The sequence below is a fragment of the Oleiphilus sp. HI0043 genome (assembly GCF_001634935.1).
Genome location: NZ_LWEY01000572.1, coordinates 1 through 928, shown reverse-complemented (window position 1 = coordinate 928; position 928 = coordinate 1). Strand labels below are relative to the sequence as shown.

The window sequence follows — 928 nt, the reverse complement described above, 5'->3', positions numbered from 1 at the left end:
AAGCGATTTCAATGAATAAGGCGCCGCTTGATCTGATTATGAAAAAAAGGGAAGTTCTTGAACAAGAGCATGACGTTAAAATCATCCATCAGGTTCAGGTTGAAGCGATTGAAACAGACCAACGTTGTGTTCGTTACCGAGACTCTAATAGCGCAGTCAATGAACTAATATTCGATGAGTTGGTTTTAGCAACAGGCGCATCCCCGATGAATCTCGAACTAACAGATTCTCCACGATGCGTTTCAGTAAATAATCTAGCTGAATACGAAATGTTTAGAGCAGAACTCCAAAAACTTGATAAAAGCACGAGTCGAATCGCCATTATTGGTGCCGGTTTTGTCGGTATCGAGTTTGCCAGTGATCTGTGTAATAACGGCTTTCAGGTTGATGTTATAGATACTGCGAGCTGGCCGCTTAGCAGAAGTGTACCTGAGCAACTCGGTGAGCACATAATGAATGCGTTCCCAAAAGAACAAGTACAGTGGCACATGGAGCAGAAGGTAGGTGATGTTCAAGATGACGGTGATCAGCTTTTACTTGAGCTAGATACGGGTACCGTCATCCGCGCAGATCTTATCTTGTCAGCAGTTGGATTATTGCCTCGTGTTGACCTGGCTAAACAGGCTAATATCGAAATAAATCGAGGAATTATGACTGACGAATTCCTTAGAACAAGTCATCCCAATATTTACGCGATCGGTGATTGTGCTGAGACACTTGGTGCTGTTCGTTCGTTTATTGCTCCAGCAACCGCATCAGCAAAATGTTTGGCAAAAACCTTATGTGGGGAACCTGCTGCTTTAGTTCTGCCACCACAGGCTGTAGCGGTAAAGCTAGCCTATTCTCCCTTAGTGATATGTCCCAGCTACGAATCTAAAGGGGAATGGCGCGTGGAAGGCGAAGGTAACAGTTACGCTGCTCGTTATAC

General features: G+C 44.5%; 1 protein-coding gene. It reads left to right on the top strand.

The genetic code is table 11. From position 1 onward, the window contains the following. Positions 1-11: 11 nt before the first annotated feature. Positions 12-928, top strand: a 917-nt coding sequence (locus tag A3729_RS07150) for an FAD-dependent oxidoreductase (RefSeq protein WP_197475649.1), incomplete at its 3' end; no start/stop codon positions are given.